Origin of the sequence: Pseudomonas sp. SH10-3B (genome assembly GCF_019891415.1) — a bacterium.
GTDB lineage: Bacteria > Pseudomonadota > Gammaproteobacteria > Pseudomonadales > Pseudomonadaceae > Aquipseudomonas.
Window position 1 is genome coordinate 1 of record NZ_JAFLXD010000098.1, and the last position, 5,039, is coordinate 5,039.

Consider the following 5,039-nt stretch of genomic DNA (forward strand, 5'->3'; position numbering starts at 1 on the left):
TAGCCATAGGTATCTACAACGTTGGCTCAACGCTGAACGCCCGGCAGATAGGGCTGTTGTGGCGAGCGGGCTTGTCCCGCGTTGGGCTGCGTAGCAGCCCCAGTAAGGAAGAACGCAGTGCATCAGACACTCTGTGGAGGCTGGTTTTGGGGCTGCTTCGCAGCCCAACGCGGGACAAGCCCGCTCGCCACAACAGCCCTATCTGCCGGGCGTTCAGCGTTGAGCCAACGTTGTAGATACCTATGGCTATCGGGGGCAAGTCGAATCGTCGCACCGCCCCTCCCGCAGGCAAAGTTACACCTTGAACCGCGCCACCGTCTGATGCAGCGTCCCCGCCATTCCGGCCAGGTCATGCCCGGCAGTCTCGGTGTGTATCGCCCCCTGCAACACCTGCTGCGACAGGTTGCGAATGCCCACCAGGTTGCGATCCACTTCGCGCGCCACCAGTGCCTGTTCCTCGGTGGCACTGGCAATCATCATATTGCGTTCGTTGATCTGTGAGATGGACCGGGTGATTTCCTCCAGCGCCTCTCCCGAGCGTTGTGCCACGCTCAGGGTCGCCTGTACCCGCTCACTGCTGCTGTGCATGGCGGCCACGGCGTGTTCGGTGTCCTGGCGGATATTGCCGATCATCTGCTCGATCTCCTGGGTCGAGGTCTGCGTGCGATGGGCCAGTGCACGTACTTCATCGGCGACTACCGCAAACCCGCGTCCGGCATCCCCGGCGCGGGCCGCTTCGATGGCGGCGTTCAACGCCAGCAGGTTGGTCTGGTCGGCAATGCTGCGGATCACTTCGAGCACGCTGCTGATGTCTTGCACGCGGCCGGCCAGTTGCTGGATACGCTCCGAGGTTTCCACCACGCCGGTGGCCAAGGTATTGATCGACGCCACGGTTTCCTGCACCTGCGCCTGTCCACGCTGGGCGGTCTGCTCCGACAGGCGCGAAGCTTCGCTGGTGCTCACGGCATTGCGTGCCACTTCGTCGACGGCGGCGGTCATTTCATTCACCGCCGTGGCGGCCTGTTCGATTTCCTGGCCCTGCAACTGCAGGCTGCTGCTGGTCTGGCCGCTCACCGCGCTCAACTCTTCCGACGAGCTGGCCACGCCGTCCACCGACGCGGCGATATGCCGGACCATCTGGTTAAGGTTCTGCTGCATCTGGTGCAGATTGCGCATCACACTGCCGTCGATACTGTTGCCCAGCGGCACCTCGATAGACAGGTCGCCCTCGGCGATATGACTCAACACCCGCGCCACTTCATCCGGCTCGCCGCCCAACGGTCGGGTGACGCTGCGCGTGACGATCACCGCCGCCACCACCACCAGCGCCAGGCACAGCAGGAACAGCCCGAGCATGGTGCCTCGAGCCTCGTCATACAGGGTTTGCGCGGCCTGCTGGCGCTCGGCGAACAACCGCCCCTGCATGGCCATCAACGCATCCAGACTCTTGAACACCTCCAGCTCGGCCGGGATCACCTGTTGCTTGAGCTGGGCCAGGCCTTGCTCGCGCGCCCCTTGCCGGATCAGCGCCTGCACCTGGGTGAAGGCCGCCACGTAGGCTTCACGGTGGGTTTTCAAGGTGGCATAGGCGGCCTTGCCTTCGGCGGTGTCGAGCAGCGGCTCAAGGGTGGCGAACGCCTGGGTGATGCGTTCGCGCGTGGTGCCGATGGAGGCCTGGGCCTGCTGGTTATCCTGGTCGATCAGCAGGTCGCGGGTGTTGCGCCCGTTATCGCGCACACCGGTGGCGATCACCATGATCGGCGCAATCCGTGGCCAGTCCTGCTGCACGATCTGTTCGGACTGCTGCTTGAGGGTTGCCAGGTCGTGAAGGGCGTAGAACACCAAGCCGACCAGGGCCAACGGCGCAATCGCGAAACCGATGACAATGCGTTGTGCCGTGGTTAATTGCTTCATTCTGAGAGTCCCTGATGAAAACCTGCCCACCATGGGCAGCCTGTATAAAAATCCGGTGAGGGCGCGCGTCACCCTCGCAATACAAAAGCAGGAAACAACTCGCGCAATCGGCCCCATAACTCCGGCAACGCGGCCTGTGCCGGTGAACTTGACAATTGCGCATCGAGCATGCTGGCCGTACGCACCATTTGCACTGCGAAGCGTTGCACGCCGTTGGCTTGCAAACGCTGGGCCAGCAACAGCAACCGAGGAGGGTCGATCAAATGCCAATGCACCGTGGTGCGGCACTCGTATTCCACGCCGCTGGCCAACAGGGTGTCGAGGCTGCGCCAGTTGGCGGCACCGCTGTGCTTGACCTGGGTGATCAACTGGCAATCCTCGGCGAGCGCCTTGACGTCAAAGCCGACCCAATCGGCATGCCGCAACGCATTGGCAAACCCTGCCGGTTTGATCCCGGCGCTGTGCAGGCCGACGTGAAAGCCCATCGCCCGCACTTCATCCATGGCGGCCGGCAAGCCTTCCTGCAAGGTCGGCTCGCCACCACTGAACACCACGGCGTCGAGCAAGTCCTTGCGCCGCTGCAAAAACAGCAACACCCGGCGCCAATCCACCTCCGTGCTACCGCGCGGCGGGATCAGGTCCGGGTTGTGGCAGTAACGACAGCGCCAGGCACAGCCTTGGCAAAACAGCACACAGGCGAGCATGCCGGGGTAGTCGAGGGTGGTCAGGGGCACGAGGCCCCCGACCCGTAGCGCTCGACTCATTGGCGCCCGGCCACGGCGGCCGTTTCAGTGAAATGCACGCGTTCCTTGTGCTCGGATTGTTTGCCAGGATTGAACGCCGACACGGGCCGGTGATAACCCATCACCCGGGTCCAGACTTCGCAGCGCTGACGTTGTGGCTGGGATGTTTGCATGGTGAATCTCCTTGCGGGTTGGAAGATTGGTTCAGTGCGCAGCGGCAAGTGCCAGCACTTCATCGCACTTGGGACAGAACTCATGCTCACCGGCGAGGTAGCCGTGCACCGGGCAGATCGAGAACGTCGGGGTGATCGTCAGGTACGGCAAACGGAACCGCCCCAACGCCTTGCGCACCAGTTGCTTGCAGGCCTGGGCCGAGGAAATCTGCTCGGCCATGTACAGGTGCAACACGGTGCCGCCGGTGTATTTGCATTGCAGTTCGTCTTGCAGCTCCAGGGCTTCGAAGGGGTCTTGGGTAAAGCCCACCGGCAGTTGCGAGGAGTTGGTGTAGTACGGCGCGACGTCGCTGCCGGCCTGCAGGATGTCCGGGTAGCGCTTGCGGTCTTCCTTGGCGAAACGGTAGGTAGTGCCTTCCGCCGGCGTGGCTTCGAGGTTGTAGAGGTGGCCGGTGTCTTCCTGGAAGCGCAGCAAGGTGGCGCGCACATGGTCGAGCAGCTTGAGGGCAAATGCGCGGCCCTCTTCGGTGTGCATGCCCTGCTCGTCGCCGGTGAAATTGCGCAGCATCTCGTGCATGCCGTTGAGGCCGATGGTGGAGAAGTGATTGCGCAAGGTGCCGAGGTAACGCTTGGTGTAGGGGTACAAGCCGGCGTCCATATGGTGCTGGATCACCTTGCGCTTGACCTCCAGGCTTTCCATGGCCATGTCCATCAGGCTGTCCAGGCGTTGCAACAGGCCCGAGGTGTCGCCCTTGAACAGGTAGCCGAGGCGCGCGCAGTTGATCGTCACCACGCCCAGGCTGCCGGTCTGCTCCGCCGAACCGAACAACCCACCGCCGCGCTTGAGCAGCTCGCGCACGTCCAGTTGCAGGCGGCAGCACATCGAGCGCACCTGGTTGGGTTGCATATCGGAATTGAGGAAGTTCTGGAAATACGGCAGGCCGTAGCGCGCAGTCATCTCGAACAGGCGGTCGGCGTTCTCGCTGTCCCAGGGGAAATCGTGGGTGATGTTGTAGGTGGGAATCGGGAAGGTGAAGACTCGGCCCTTGGCATCGCCGGCCTGCATCACTTCGATATAGGCGCGGTTGATCAGCTCCATTTCCGCTTGCAGGTCGCCATAGGCAAATGGCATTTCCTCACCACCGATCACCGGCACCTGCTCGCGCAGATCTTCCGGGCACACCCAGTCGAAGGTCAGGTTGGTAAACGGCGTCTGGGTGCCCCAACGCGACGGTACATTGAGGTTGTAGATGAACTCCTGCACCGCCTGGCGCACCTCGGCGTAACTCAGTTGGTCCTTGCGCACATAGGGCGCCAGGTAGGTGTCGAACGAGCTGAACGCCTGGGCGCCGGCCCATTCGTTTTGCAGGGTGCCGAGGAAGTTGACCATCTGCCCCAGGGCGCTGCTCAAGTGCTTGGGCGGCCCGGCTTCGACACGGCCCGGCACGCCATTGAGGCCTTCGTGCAACAGCGAACGCAGCGACCAGCCGGCGCAATAACCGGCGAGCATGTCCAGGTCATGGATATGCAAATCCGCCTCGCGGTGCGCGCGGCCGATCTGCTGGCTGTAGACCTCGTCGAGCCAATAGTTGGCGGTGACCTTGCCCGACACGTTCAGCACCAGCCCCCCCAGGGAATAGCCCTGATTGGCATTGGCTTGCACGCGCCAGTCTTCGCGGTCGAGGTATTCGTTCATCGAGGTGGCGACTTCCACCAGCGTCTTGCGGTCGCGGCGCAGGCGGCCGTGTTGTTCGCGGTAGACGATGTAGGCGCGCATGGAGAGGAAGTAGCCGGCGTCCATCAACACGCGTTCGACGCTGTCCTGGATTTGTTCGACGTCCAGGTGTTCGATGCCCCTCAGGCGGGCCAGGACGGCGCCCAGTAACAGGTCGACGTCGGCCTCTTGGTACTCGCCGGTTGCGGTGCCGGCAGCGGTCAGGGCGTGGTGGATTTTTTCGGCGTTGAAGGGGACCAGGCTGCCGTCGCGTTTGTGTAGGCGGGTGCTGACCAACGGGGTGAGCGTGTTTTGCATTTTCCGGGCTCCAGGCACTACATATAGATTAAATAACAACTTAAAACACAACATGCAGTGATATTACGGAGACTGGGTTTTGCTTCCCTTGATCGGGGTCAAGCTTTTTTGATTGGGTACATATCCGTTATTTAGGTAACGGCGGCCTATGGTTCCGCTCTTACAGCGGGTCACTTT

4 protein-coding genes are annotated in these 5,039 nt (G+C 62.3%); all 4 read right to left on the reverse strand.

Going from position 1 to position 5,039, the window contains the following annotated elements:
* Positions 1-294: 294 nt before the first annotated feature.
* On the reverse strand, positions 295-1,914 hold the full coding sequence (locus J1G35_RS30380) for a methyl-accepting chemotaxis protein (RefSeq protein ID WP_223016845.1): 1,620 nt from the start codon (positions 1,912-1,914) through the stop codon (positions 295-297).
* Between the two features lie 68 nt (positions 1,915-1,982).
* Entirely contained in the window at positions 1,983-2,678 is a 696-nt protein-coding gene (locus J1G35_RS30385) for an anaerobic ribonucleoside-triphosphate reductase activating protein (protein ID WP_223016846.1), read from the reverse strand.
* Positions 2,675-2,830: an anaerobic ribonucleoside-triphosphate reductase gene (gene nrdD, locus J1G35_RS30390; RefSeq protein ID WP_027607168.1), complete on the reverse strand. Its 156-nt coding sequence runs from the start codon at positions 2,828-2,830 to the stop codon at positions 2,675-2,677. Before nrdD ends, J1G35_RS30385 begins: the two co-directional genes overlap by 4 nt.
* Before the next feature lie 31 nt (positions 2,831-2,861).
* Positions 2,862-4,862: a ribonucleoside triphosphate reductase gene (locus tag J1G35_RS30395; RefSeq protein WP_027607169.1), complete on the reverse strand. Its 2,001-nt coding sequence runs from the start codon at positions 4,860-4,862 to the stop codon at positions 2,862-2,864.
* Positions 4,863-5,039 lie beyond the last annotated feature (177 nt).